The sequence below is a fragment of the Psychroserpens luteolus genome (assembly GCF_021032705.1).
Lineage (GTDB): Bacteria > Bacteroidota > Bacteroidia > Flavobacteriales > Flavobacteriaceae > Psychroserpens > Psychroserpens luteolus.
Genome location: NZ_JAHVXI010000004.1, coordinates 177,744 through 191,538 on the forward strand (window position 1 = coordinate 177,744; position 13,795 = coordinate 191,538).

8 protein-coding genes are annotated in these 13,795 nt (G+C 34.9%); 4 read left to right on the forward strand and 4 right to left on the reverse strand.

The window, feature by feature from the left end:
* Positions 1 to 3 precede the first annotated feature (3 nt).
* The 3 genes from ccoN to KWG70_RS11805 form a co-directional block, all read right to left on the reverse strand.
* Entirely contained in the window at positions 4 to 2,208 is a 2,205-nt protein-coding gene (ccoN, locus tag KWG70_RS11795) for a cytochrome-c oxidase, cbb3-type subunit I (RefSeq protein WP_230936238.1), read from the reverse strand.
* 6 nt (positions 2,209 to 2,214) lie between these two features.
* A complete protein-coding gene (gene ccoS, locus KWG70_RS11800; protein WP_230936239.1) occupies positions 2,215 to 2,403 on the reverse strand; it encodes a cbb3-type cytochrome oxidase assembly protein CcoS in 189 nt (62 codons plus the stop codon).
* Between the two features lie 107 nt (positions 2,404 to 2,510).
* Positions 2,511 to 4,892: a heavy metal translocating P-type ATPase gene (locus KWG70_RS11805; RefSeq protein WP_230936240.1), complete on the reverse strand. Its 2,382-nt coding sequence runs from the start codon at positions 4,890 to 4,892 to the stop codon at positions 2,511 to 2,513.
* Between the two features lie 107 nt (positions 4,893 to 4,999).
* Here KWG70_RS11805 and KWG70_RS11810 point away from each other — a divergent pair, with 107 nt between their 5' ends.
* Genes KWG70_RS11810 through KWG70_RS11820 form a run of 3 tightly spaced genes read left to right on the forward strand, consistent with a single transcriptional unit; the run spans position 5,000 to position 8,332 of the window.
* On the forward strand, positions 5,000 to 5,677 hold the full coding sequence (locus tag KWG70_RS11810; RefSeq protein ID WP_230936241.1) for a Crp/Fnr family transcriptional regulator: 678 nt from the start codon (positions 5,000 to 5,002) through the stop codon (positions 5,675 to 5,677).
* Between the two features lie 54 nt (positions 5,678 to 5,731).
* The gene (locus KWG70_RS11815; RefSeq protein WP_230936242.1) at positions 5,732 to 6,859 is read left to right on the forward strand and encodes a vWA domain-containing protein; all 1,128 of its coding nucleotides are present in this window, start codon (positions 5,732 to 5,734) and stop codon (positions 6,857 to 6,859) included.
* A gap of 6 nt (positions 6,860 to 6,865) precedes the next feature.
* On the forward strand, positions 6,866 to 8,332 hold the full coding sequence (locus KWG70_RS11820) for a sigma 54-interacting transcriptional regulator (RefSeq protein WP_230936243.1): 1,467 nt from the start codon (positions 6,866 to 6,868) through the stop codon (positions 8,330 to 8,332).
* On the opposite strand, the gene KWG70_RS11825 is transcribed toward KWG70_RS11820, so the two are convergent.
* Positions 8,333 to 8,896, reverse strand: a complete 564-nt coding sequence (locus KWG70_RS11825) for a YdeI/OmpD-associated family protein (protein ID WP_230936244.1) — start codon at positions 8,894 to 8,896, stop codon at positions 8,333 to 8,335. It abuts the gene before it with no gap.
* Positions 8,897 to 9,444: 548 nt separating this feature from the next.
* On the opposite strand from KWG70_RS11825, the gene KWG70_RS11830 reads away from it, so the two are divergent.
* Positions 9,445 to 13,659: a LamG-like jellyroll fold domain-containing protein gene (locus KWG70_RS11830; protein ID WP_230936245.1), complete on the forward strand. Its 4,215-nt coding sequence runs from the start codon at positions 9,445 to 9,447 to the stop codon at positions 13,657 to 13,659.
* Positions 13,660 to 13,795 lie beyond the last annotated feature (136 nt).

Here is a 13,795-nt window from a genome sequence, read left to right on the forward strand (position 1 = left end):
AATCTATTCGTTTTCTGTGGTTGTTAATTCTTCTATGTCAGATACTTTAATATCTGTTCCTAATCTTTGGAGATAAGCAATTACAGCTATAATCTCACGTTCTTTTATTTCAATGTATGTTTCACCTTTAGCTAAGGCTTCTTCTTTACCTTCAACGAAAGAGGTAGCTAGATCAGGGTCTTCTTTTAGATTTTCAACTATAGTCTCAGCTTGAGCATTCATTTGCTGTTGTGCAGTATTAATGTCTTCATCTGTGTATGGTACACCCAGTTTGACCATAGCTCTCATTTTAGCTTCGGTTTGTGATTTATCCAATCCGTTTTTAATAAGCCATTGGTAAGCAGGCATTATTGAGCCATCAGAGATTTCTTGAGGATTGTACATATGCTTGAAGTGCCACGAATCTGTATACCTACCGCCTACACGGTGAAGGTCAGGTCCTGTACGTTTACTTCCCCATAAGAATGGATGATCATAAACAAATTCTCCAGCTTTCGAATATTCGCCATAACGAGCAACTTCATTTCTAAATGGCCTTACCATTTGTGAATGGCAACCCACACAACCTTCTCTAATATAAATATCTCTTCCTTCTAGTTCTAAAGGTGTATACGGTTTTACACTGGTTATAGTTGGGATATTGGATTTTACCAATAAGGTTGGAACGATCTGTACGATACCACCAATTAAGATAGCGATTGTAGCAAAAATGGTTAACTTAACTGGTTTACGCTCTAACCAAGTATGCCATCCTTCACCAACAACACGTCTTTTAGAGACACGTTTCAAAGCAGCAGCTTCTGCTAATTCATCACTTACTTTGCTACCATTTCTAATCGTGATAATCACATTTATAACCATGATAATCATACCTGTGATAAATAAAGTACCTCCAATGGCACGCATCCAGTACATAGGCATTATAGCTGTTACTGTTTCAAGGAAATTGCCATATTCTAATCTACCATCTGGACTAAATTGTTTCCACATAGCCCATTGCTGGAAACCAGCAACATACATTGGTAATGCATAGAAAATGATTCCTAGCGTTCCTATCCAAAAGTGTAAATTGGCTAATGCTAAAGAATGTAATTTTGTTTTAAATAACTTCGGAACTAAGTAATAGATCATTCCAAAGGTTAAAAAGCCATTCCAAGCAAGAGCACCAACGTGGACGTGTGCAATAATCCAATCTGTAAAATGCGCCATGGCATTCATACTCTTAAGGGATAGCATAGGACCTTCAAATGTTGCCATACCATAACCTGTTATGGCTACCACCATAAATTTTAAAACAGGATCTGTTCTTACCTTGTCCCAAGCACCACGAAGTGTAAGGAGTCCGTTAATCATTCCTCCCCAAGATGGCATTAATAGCATTACAGAAAATGCAACACCAAGATTTTGTGCCCAACCTGGAAGTGATGTATATAATAAGTGATGTGGACCAGCCCAAATGTAAATGAAGATGAGCGACCAAAAGTGAACAATGGATAACCTGTAAGAGTAAACAGGTCTATTAGCAGCCTTAGGAACAAAGTAATACATCAATCCTAAGAATGGTGTTGTTAAGAAAAAGGCAACAGCATTATGACCATACCACCATTGTACCAACGCATCCTGAACACCTGCATAAACAGAGTAACTTTTAAGTCCGCTAACAGGTATTTCCAAACTGTTGAAAATATGTAAAACGGTAACAGTCACGAATGTGGCGAGGTAAAACCAGATGGCTACATATAAATGGCGTTGTCGTCTTTTTAATATGGTTCCAATTAAGTTCCAACCAAAAACAACCCAGATAACGGCAATAGCAATATCAAAAGGCCATTCTAATTCGGCATATTCTTTTGATGTTGTATAACCTAAAGGCAGAGTAATGGCTGCACCAACAATAATAAGTTGCCAACCCCAAAAGTTTATTTTACTTAAGGTGTCGTTGAACATTCTGGCCTTTAATAAACGTTGCACCGAATAGTAAACACCTGCAAAGATGGCATTCCCAACAAAGGCAAAAATGACAGCATTAGTGTGTAAAGGTCTTAATCGACCAAAACTCAACCAGGAAATACCGTCGGTCATGTTAGGGAATAAAAACATAAATGCCAATAGTAAGCCTATTAACATTCCTACAACTCCCCAAAGCATGGTTGCATAGAGGAAATTTTTAACGATTTTATTATCGTAATGAAACTGTTGAACTTCCATAATAATTTAATTAGTCTTTTTTATTTTAATAGATGGTTTTGGTTGCTCTTTTACGAGTTCGTCGTCAAAAAGCATTCTAACAGAAGGCGTATAGCTATCGTCATATTGTCCTTTTTTTACTGCAGTTATAAACGCAATGAAAAACACAATAGCAACAACAATGCTGATACTTAATAAAATATATATAACACTCATACCTATTAGAAGTTATGGTTCAAAATTACGCTTGAGATGGTTCTTAAAACATGACTTATATCATGTTTGATAATTATTTTTATTTTTTTATGCATGTTTATTTTCATCTATTCTTTCTCATTTATTTTTTTACCCAAAATAGTTGTTGCTATAGTGGTAAACACAACAATACTGATTGAGCTTAATGGCATTAAAATAGCAGCGACAACAGGGGCTAATTGACCAGTTACTGCGAAGTAGAGTCCGATAATATTATAAAGAAATGATAAGGCAAAGCTCCATTTTATGATATCGATGGCACGTTTTGAAGCCTTAATGAATTTATTCAGTTGGTTAAATTTTGAAGCATCTAAAATAGCATCGCAAGCTGGAGAAAATACATTCACATTTTCAGAGAGTGCAATGCCAACATTACTTTGAGCTAAAGCGCCTGCATCATTTAATCCATCACCAACCATTAGTACTTTCGCGCCTTCAGATTGATGATATTTGATGTACTCCAATTTATCATCTGGTTTTTGATTAAAAATGAGTTTGGTTTTTGAGGGCAATAGTTTTTTTAGATTTTCAAGTTCTCCTTCATTATCACCAGACAAGATCACTAAATCATAGTGTTTTTTAAGTTGATTAAATAGTTTTGAGAGACCTTTCCTGTAGCTATTGTAAAATGTGAATTTTCCTTTGTAATGATCATTTGTACTTACGTGAACCGTTGTATTTAAAACTGAAGATTCCGTTGTACCGACAAAACTTGCAGATCCAATTTTGATATGATTGTTGTCATGAGTTGCTTCAATACCTTTTCCGAGGTGTTCTTCAAAATGATTGAGAGCAATAATATGATGTTCATCCAGAATATCATATAATGTTCTACTCAACGGATGATTAGAACCACGAAGCGTGTTTTTTAGTAATATTTCTTCGGAAGATGTGAGTGCTACACCTTCATAATTGGCTGTGCTTTTTTGGTTAGAGGTTATCGTTCCTGTTTTATCAAAAATAATCGTATTCACCGTTGCTAATTGTTCAATAACTGATGCGTTTTTGACATAAAATTTTAGCTTTCCGAAGATACGTAGCAAATTTCCGAAGGTAAAAGGCGCCGATAATGCAATTGCGCACGGACAAGCAATAATCAATACTGCTGTAAATACATTCATAGCCTTAGAAGCATCTGTAGCCAACCAAAATAGGGTTGCTATTACAGCAATGCTGAGTACAGCTATTGTAAATCGTTTACTGATAGCATTGGTTAACGTGGTAAAACCGTCTTCTTTATTCTTGTTAAATACATCATTACTCCACAATTGCGTGAGATAACTTTGTTCAACCGATTTAATGGCTTCCATTTCAATCACTCCTGAAGTTTGCTTTCCTCCAGCATATAATTTATCACCAGATTGTTTGCTAACCGTTTCAGATTCGCCAGTAACAAAACTATAGTCGATTCTTGCTTTTCCATTAATAAGAATGCCATCAACAGGAATAAGTTCTTCATTTCTAATGAGTAATCGATCACCTTTTTTGATATCATAAACTTGAATTGGCGATTCATCACCATCTGATGTTATTTTAGTAACCGCAATTGGAAAGTAAGATTTGTAATCGCGTTCAAATGATAAGAACGTATATGTTTTTTGCTGAAAGAACTTTCCCAATAATAAAAAGAAGACCAAGCCAGTAAGACTATCAAAAAAACCAGAACCTAAGTCGAAGAAGATCTCTACAGTACTTCTAATGAATAGTACAGCAATACCTAAAGCGATAGGCACATCAATATTTAATAACTTAGAGTTTAAACCTTTATAAGCAGATATGAAATAGTCACGACCAGCATAGAAAACTACTGGAATTGAAAAAGCAAACATCAACCAACGAAATAGATGCTTGTATTGCTCTAGCCAGAATTCGCCTACTTCAAAATACTCAGGAAAAGATAAAAACATCACATTTCCAAAGGCAAAACCAGCAATACCTAGTTTATAGATAAGACTTCTATTGACATGTTGTTGCCCAGTTTTAAAATCGTCTAGTGAAATATAGGGTTCGTAACCAATAGTACTTAAAAGTAAGACCGTATCTTTAAGTGTAACCTTTTCTGAATTGTAAGTAATACGAACGGTTTTCTTTCCAAAGTTCACTTGTGAAGTGGTAATATCTTCATTTAATTTATTGAGATTCTCTAAAATCCAAATGCAAGAACTACAGTGAATATGAGGAATATAGAGCGTCGCAATTTGAATGCCTCCATCATTAAATTCAGTGAGCTTTTCGATGATATCATCTTGAGATAAAAAATCGTATTTGCCTTGTATTTCTTTTGGTACAGCGCCAGGAGAAGCCTGCAAATCATAATAACAGGTGAGATCATTTTCTGAGAATATCTCATAAACGGTCTTACAGCCATTACAGCAGAAGTTCTTTTCGTTGAAGGTGATATTTGTATTGTCACAATCATCACCACAGTGGAAACAAGATAACTTGTCCATATTATTTGCTCATTTATACCTGATGCAAAGTTTGAAAATGAACTGTGATTATAATATGATATTTGTCATGTTTTGATTAATTTTACAAGATTACCTAAACATCGATTATGAGTAAATGTGAACAATGTATTATTAGGCAATTCAATTCTCTTAAAGCACTAACCAGAGAAGAGTTAGTGCGAATATCTGGATGTAAGACATCTAGAATTATCAAAAAAGGTGAGGTTATTTTTGAAGAAGGTGATGCCGTTAATGGTGTGTTTTGTGTAAAAGACGGTGTTTGTAAGTTGTCTAAATTAAGCTCTAATGGAAAAGATCATATTGTAAAGTTGGTAGTTAAAGGTGATTTATTGGGACAGCGTTCTTTGGTAGGTGAAGAGTCGGCAAATTTGAGTGCCGTAGCATTAAACGATATGGAAGTGTGTTTTATTCCAAAGAGTGAAATTATGCAAGACCTTCAAAAAAACCCAAAATTCACTTTAGATATGCTTCAGCAAATGGCTCATGATTTGAAAGAATCTGATAATGTGATTGTCGATATGGCTCAGAAATCGGTTAAGAATAGATTGGCCGATGTTCTTATCTATTTGAATGACCATTTTGGAGTTGATGATGATGGTTTTTTAGCCATTAATTTGTCTCGAGAAGATTATGCTAATGTTGTTGGAACTGCAACCGAATCTGCTATTCGAATCTTATCTCAATTTAAAAAAGAGGGTTTTATTTCAACCCAAGGGAAGCAAATAAAAATTGAGAATCTTCATAAATTAAAACTCATCGAGTAGTTTTATAAAAACTTTACCAAAATTAAATTGTAATAGTTGTATTTTTATACAGCTATGAAAGAGAGAACTAATTTCAAAAAAGGCTTTGTTTTTAAATCGTACGAAGCACCTAATCAGTCCCCTTTTGAAAAACTTTTTGAAATCTTTAAAGAGTTGATTACACATACATCTGGAGATTTTGATGAAGCGATTTCTTGGCTTCGAGAATTGGATAAGGAATACGAGCTCACCACAGCCGAATATACTATTGATGATTTCATCGAAGATTTAAAAAAGAAAGGCTACATCAAAGAAGAAATCGATCCTGACGGAAAAGGTGGAATGGCTATAACCGCAAAAACAGAACGTGCTATACGACAACAAGCTTTGGACCATATCTTTGGAAAAATAAAGAGAAGTGGACAAGGCAACCACAAAAGTAAAAGTCCGGGAATAGGAGATGAGCACACAGGTGATTTTAGACGTTACCAATTTGGTGACGCTTTAGATAAAGTCTCTATGACTGAAAGTTTGCGTAATGCGCAAATTAATCATGGTATTGGCGATTTCAGTATTACTGAAGATGACCTCGTCGTAGAAGAAACATTGCATAAATCTCAAATGAGTACCGTTTTGATGATTGATATTAGTCATAGCATGATTCTTTATGGTGAAGATCGTATCACACCAGCCAAGCGTGTAGCCATGGCTTTAGCAGAACTCATTACGACGCGTTACCCAAAGGATACTTTGGATATTATTGTCTTCGGAAATGATTCTTGGCAGATCGAAATCAAAGATCTTCCTTATCTCAAAGTTGGTCCTTACCATACTAATACGGTTGCAGGTTTGCAGTTAGCCATGGATCTACTCAGAAGAAAACGAAACACGAATAAACAAATCTTTATGATTACCGACGGTAAACCAAGTTGCTTGCGATTACCAGACGGACAGTATTACAAGGATAGTAACGGACTCAACCCTTACATCACCAATAAGTGTTATGCTATGGCACAACAGGCAAGGAAATTACATATTCCTATTACTACATTTATGATTGCTCAAGATCGCTACTTGATGCAATTTGTTCAAGAATTTACTAGAGCCAATCAAGGAAAAGCCTTTTACACAGGTTTGAAAGGCTTAGGGGAAATGATTTTTGAAGATTATGAAACGAATAGAAAAAAAAGAATAAGAGGATAAATAGATATGAAAATAGAAACGATAAAAACCTTAGGCGAATTAAAGACATCAGGTTATCAATCTAAATCTATAAAAGATGAATTGCGTGATAACTTAATTGAAAAAATAAAGAATAAAGAGACAGCTTTTGAAGGTGTGCATGGTTATGAGAATACAGTAATTCCTGAGTTGGAGCGCGCTATTCTATCAAGACATAATATTAATTTATTGGGTTTACGCGGACAAGCAAAAACACGTTTGGCGCGTTTGATGTTAAACCTCTTAGATGAGTATATTCCTTATGTAGAAGGCTCAGAAATTAATGACGACCCATTCCAGCCTATTTCACGTTTTGCTACAGAATTAATTGCTGAAATGGGAGACGATACACCAATTTCATGGTTACACAGAAGTGAACGCTTTGCTGAAAAATTGGCAACACCAGATGTGACTGTAGCTGATCTTATTGGAGATGTTGATCCCATAAAAGCAGCAAATTTGAAATTGAGCTATGCCGATGATCGTGTAATTCACTACGGTATGATCCCAAGAGCAAATCGAAGTATTTTTGTTATTAACGAATTACCCGATTTACAAGCTCGAATTCAGGTGGCTCTATTTAATATTTTACAAGAAGGTGATATCCAAATTCGCGGATTTAAATTAAGATTACCATTAGATGTTCAATTCATTTTTACGGCAAATCCAGAAGATTACACTAACAGAGGAAGTATAGTAACACCATTGAAAGACAGAATTGGAAGTCAGATTCTTACACATTATCCTATTGATATTGAAACAGCACGACTCATTACAGAGCAGGAGGCTAAATTGGTCGAAAGCCAAAAAGAATCGGTTATGGTCCCAGATCTTGCTAGAGATTTACTAGAGCAGATTGTATTTGAAGCTCGAGAAAGTGAATATATTGATGCTAAAAGTGGTGTAAGTGCACGTTTAAGTATTACAGCTTTGGAGAATTTGTTAAGTACGGCAGAACGTCGTGCATTAAAAGCAGGTGATGATAAGACGATGTTGCGTTTAAGTGATTTTGTCGGTATTATTCCGTCCATTACAGGAAAAGTAGAGTTGGTGTATGAAGGTGAGCAGGAAGGTGCAGCAATGGTAGCCTATAATTTAATAGGAGAGGCCGTAAAGCGCTTGTTTCCAGAGTTCTTTCCGAAGATAGAAAAACTAAAAAAAGACGATGACGAAACCCCTTATGATGGTATTGTCTCATGGTTTTTTAATCAGCAAGATGGTTTTGAAATTCTTGATGATCTTAGAGATAAAGAGTATAAGGCATTACTCGATGCAATTTCTCCATTAGATGATCTTTTAGGTGAGTACCAGCCTAATTTAAGAAAGGAAGATAGTTATTTTGTTAAAGAATTTGTGCTTTGGGCATTAGTAGAATTTAAACAGCTCAGCAAATACCGTTTTACCGAAGGCATTCAATTTAAAGATCCTTACGGAAGTTATATAAGAGGGATTTAACTACCAAGTATCTCTACTTTTAATATTTGCTTCACAAAGTTTTATAATCTCTGCGATTCTTTTTTGTCGCGTCACCTCACGTTTTGCCTGATTTAACCAGTATAGATAACCTTTTCTATATGAAGGCGCGAAGTTTTTAAAATTTTCAAAGGCCTTAGAGTTTTTATCAAATTCTAACTGCAACTCGGTAGGCACGATTCCTTTTTCTACGTTGTCTAATGCTGTCCAACTGCCATTCTTTTTAGCTATTTTTATACTATTTAATCCACTTTCATGAATTAGATTTTTAGCAGAAAGTTCTTTAATGTGTCTTTTGTTTAAGGCGCTCCAAACACTTTTAGGTTTTCTCGGACAAAAATATTGCCTGCGTTTTCCATTACCAAGACTTTTAACAGTAGAATCAATCCAACCATAACAAAGCGCTACTTTAACGGCTTCTTCCCATCGCATCGAAGCCTCTTTGTTTTCAACTTTATAAAAAATTAAGTAGATGCCTGTTGAAGAATTGTGGTTCTCAAGGAGCCAATTACGCCATTCTATGTCTGTTTTGAAGTAGTATTCCATGGTTTTTTAAAGACTTTACTTACAATTTTAACGTATCAAAATCGCTAAAACATTGATTATGTTGTTTTTACGATTTTTGGGTTTTTATAGGCTTAGTGCTGTTTTTTAGCGATTTTTTTAACATTTATGTGTATTTCGTCGAATATTTTGTGCATTTAATCGATTTATTCTGTATACTTGTATTGCGTAAGTTTACATTTACGCCGTTATTGAAATTGTGATTTATATCACTTTTAAATATTTGGCCCCAAGCCTATGAAACAAAAATACCTATTTAATGTAGTTCATACTACAGCGTTATGTTCTTTTCTTTCCAAGTCTGTTCAGCAGATAATTTTAGGATCGTTTTGATACATGTCGTAATACCCAAATTGGTAATACACTTTCATAATATTTATTCAATATCTAATTAATCCAAAATACTTTTCATAGCTAGAAAGTATTTCCCTCATAGTGCTATGTGTTAGCTATAGTTAACACTGCATAACCTAATTAAACTAAAAATAAGGGATTTACTATGGTGCAATGCACCTTAAAAATTATTATGTATGAAAGCTATTAAGAATTTTGGTAGACCCGCTATTACCAAATTATGTATTTTAATTATCTTCTTTTTGTTCAATACCATTACTGTATTTGGACAAGTGGTGAGTGAACAAGCATATGAAGCTCCAGAAACTTCTGTTGTCATCTCAACTTCACCTGGTAATGTGAGTACACAATTACAACTATGGATGAAGGCAGATGCTTCAACAAGTACAACTACAAATAATCAACGTGTGAATACTTGGGGAGATAATTCTTCAAACGCGTTTAGTATTGTAAAGGGATCAACTAACGGTCCTACCTATATAACAGATGCTATTAATTTTAATCCAGCACTACGATTTACAAGAAGTGGTGGAGAGTATATGAAAATAGCAACAGCTTCTATCGCAGGAACAGGTTTAGATATAACACCATCTCCTGATGCTGCCATAACAAATCCTTCAAGTATGTCAATCTTTGCGGCTTTTTTAACCGATCAAAGTGGTGCAGGAACAATATTATCAAGAGCAACTGGGAGTAGTAGAAGTTATCAATTATGGTTAGGAGATAGAGATCGTGTAGTGCATTATACACTAGGAAGAACTTCAGGAACCAGCCAATCAGATCCCAATAGTGGAATTAACTACGGAATTACACATGCTAGAAATGATCCAAAAATTTCATCTTTAGTTGTTGATATTAGTGGAGCCTCACTAGCAAATGATCCTAATGAAGCATCAGGGAAAATAAAGAAATATGTAAACGGATACCTCGATCCATTAACAACTTACACAGATGGTGATGCTGGTTTTGGTACTGGAGAAACCACAGATAAAGATGTTATCATTGGTGGAAGAAGAAATAATAGCAATACAGATATTGGTAATTTATTACAAGGAAGAGTTGCCGAAATCATTGTTTATGACAGAGCATTAACAGCAGCTGAAAGACAAAAGGTTGAAACTTATATGGCCATTAAGTATGGCATTACTCTTGGCTATAATGATGAATACTACAGATGGGAAAACTCACCAAACCATACAACTACTTTTGGATATTCTGGAACTAGTAATGATTATGTGCTTTCTAATGGAACTTATGCTTGGACTGGATCGGATAACTCCGGATTTGGATATAATGTTTTTGGTATAGCAAGAGATGATGACTCTGGTTTATTACAATTAAAATCTAAGAGTGTTCATGTTGCAGAAATAACTAAGGAAACCTCAGTATTAACTATAGAAGATGAATCTAATTCTATTTCTAATGATAGAGATTATTTATTGGTTGGAAATAATGGAGCAGCAATTCAGTTGCAATCTTCAGTAGTTCCTGAGAGAGTATCTTCTACCATTGGTAGAATTTGGAAAGCTAGAGAAAGTTCTAATGATGTTGGTACTATTAGATTGGATTTTGATTTAAGTCAATGGAGTATATCTGGTAGTACAGATCTAGAATTGATTATTTCAAGCAATAGTGACCTAACTAATTATAAAAATATTACTGGAACATATAATGCCACGACTAAAACCGTAAGCTTTACTGGATTGAATTTAGAAGATGGCGACTATTTCACCTTAGCGAAATTAGTAGAAATGAATGATTCATATCATTTCAATTTTGATGGTGTGTCTAACTATGTTGACCTTGGCGATAACTACGATTTAAATACTGGTAGTTTTACAATGTCTGCTTGGGTAAAAAGAACAAGTGGCACAAACAGATCTATCATCTCTAAGAGGACAAGTAATAATGCCGAAGGCTATGATTTTAAAATTGCTAACAATGGAAAATTTCAGGTGACATGGAGAGATGCTACCTCAAGTTTGCAATATCTTATTTCGTCGGTTGTTATTCCAACTGGAGAGTGGCATCATTTAGCATTTACGTATAACGGAACTAAAGGGACGCTTTATGTAGATGGTGTTGCTGATGGTTCTGGTGTTAAGCCGGCTCCAGCTGCATCTACATCGTCTTTTATGATTGGAGCTTCTGGAGAAACACCTGGTCGTTTTTTTAATGGAGATATTGACGAAGTTAGGATATGGGATGTTGAACTGTCTGAGGACCAATTGCGATTTATAATGAATCAAGAAGTTGAACAATCTGGTAGTAATGTAGCAGGTTCATATTTTATATCACAAGGGATTACACCTACAAAAAATGATATTTCTGCCATACCATGGACAAACTTAAAAGGTTATTTTCCGTTTTCACATTTAAGAGGAAATTGCTTATTTAATAAATCATCACAAACCACACTAAATGGTAGATTATACAATACACCTAATAGTGCTATTGATACTCAAACGGCTCCATTACCTTACAAGTCTACACAAAATGGAAGCTGGGAATCAAGTTCTTCTTGGGTGAATGGTTCAGGGCAAACAATTCCTGGAGCGACATCTATATCTAACGCTGCCATTTCAGTAGATTGGAATATTGTCGAAACATCTCATAATTTAACAATGGATAATGCTTCTATTACTTCAAAAAATAGATCATTTCTAGCTTTGGTTGTGAATTCAAATAAAATTACAGTCGATGGAAATAATTCGACAAATACTGGATATGGTTTAACAGTAACTCATTATTTAAGATTAAATGGTGATATTGACTTACAAGGTGAATCACAATTAATTCAATCTGAAGCTAGTGACTTGGAAGTTGCAAGTTCTGGGTCTGTGGAAAAAGATCAGCAAGGAACTAGAGATATGTTTACCTATAATTATTGGTCATCACCAGTGGGTGTGTCGAGTACGACAGCTAATAATACCAACTATTCTTTGACTAGTGTATTTAGAGACGGAACAAACTCTTCATCACCATTAAGCATAAACTTTATTACAAATTCATACGATGGTACGTCTGGATCACCAATTGGTATTGCAGATTACTGGGTATGGAAATTTGCAAATCAACCAGACGATAACTATTCTGCATGGCAGCATGTAAGAAGTACAGGAACTTTAAAACCAGGTGAAGGTTTCACAATGAAAGGTGTTGCCAATACTTCTGGTAATGTATCACAAGAGCAAAATTATGTTCTTAACGGAAAACCAAATAATGGAGATATCACATTGCCAATTAGTGCAGGAAACGATTATCTAGTTGGTAATCCTTATGCTTCTGCTATTGATGCACATGCCTTTATTCTAGATAATGCACCAACAATTGAAGGTGCAGGGAATACAACAGGTACGATCTATTTTTGGGAACATTGGGGTGGAGGATCTCATATTTTAGCCGAATATCAAGGCGGTTATGCAACCTATAATTTAGCAGGAGCTGTTCCGGCAGCAGCTTATGGTACTGCTGATGAAGATGTAGATCAAAGTAATTTAATAGGTACTAAATTACCTGGGCGATATATTCCAGTTGGACAAGGGTTCTTTGTCGTTGGTGAAAATACTGGAACGATTAGATTTAAAAATAGTCAGCGCGTATTTATGAGTGAAGCCACAAGCGCTTCAACATTTATGCGTAATGCCGCACCTAATCAGATTTCCGAAGATAGTGAAACTGAAACTGAGCCAGAGACTGAAGGTGGCTTAAGAATGAAGATTGGATTAAAATTTAATTCTTCTGGAACCTATACAAGAAAGATATTGGTAACTGCCGATGAGAATGCTACTATGGATTATGATTGGGGATACGATGCTGAATTATATGATATCCAAGCAGATGATATGTATTGGTTAATAGCTGAAGGTAAATATGTGATTCAAGGTATTAATAGTATGACCATTGAAACAGTTCTCCCTTTAGGGGTTAACGTTAACGATACTGGATCTAATACAATTTCGATTGATAAATTGGAAAACATACCTGAGGATATGGATATCTTTTTACATGATATCGAACTTGGATTGTATCATAATTTAAAAGAAGGAGACTATGAGGTAACCTTATCTTCGGGTATACATTTGAGTCGTTTTGAGCTTGTGTTTAATAATCAAGATACATTAGGAGTTGAAACAGCAGAGTTAGATGATGATACCATACAGGTTATTTATGATGGCGAAGCTGATGTTATTTCTGTACTAAACCCTAAACATTTAATTATTGATAGCATAGAACTGTTTACCATTCTTGGTCAGTCTGTATATGCATCAGATGATTTTGTAAATGAAAGTGAAATTAAAATAAAAACAGGTACATTAAGTGCTGGAGCTTATATTGTAAAAGTCGAAACCGAAACTGGAGGTTTCTCAACAAAAGTTATAGTTAATTAGATAGTTTTTTGAATTTTATGTCAACTTAAAGATCACCTTTTTTGGTGGTCTTTTTGTTTTTACTGAATACTATGTTCGTTATGTGCGAAATTTCGATGATTTTTAAGCTATGTATTCTGATATTCAATCATTTATA